The following is a 255-nucleotide window of genomic DNA, read 5'->3' as shown; positions in this document are numbered from 1 at the left end:
TTGCGGAGGAGACCGACCACGCCCGTGCCGCCGACGCCCTCGGTGACCTCGAAGCCCTGATCCTAGAGCCATTTCGCGGCGATGCCGGCCGTGCGCTTCTCCTGCATCGAGAGCTCGGGGTTGGCGTGGAGATCCTCGTCGATGCCCTTCAGCTTCGTGAGCTGCTCCTCCGTCGGGCCGGGCAACGCCTGCGGGTTTGCCTGCGCGTCCGCGGCCCCGGAAAGGGTCGAGAGGGAAACGCGCGCCGCCAGAGCC

Annotated in this window: 1 pseudogene; it reads right to left on the bottom strand. The window is 69.8% G+C overall.

Features of this window, described 5'->3' with window-relative positions:
• Positions 1–62 precede the first annotated feature (62 nt).
• Positions 63–255 (bottom strand): annotated as a pseudogene (locus AC0IY1_RS25425) (amidohydrolase); the annotation flags it as partial.

The organism is Methylobacterium sp. AC690, assembly GCF_979256535.1.
Note: the sequence above shows the minus strand (reverse complement) of the source record. Positions and strands in the feature narration are given on the sequence as shown.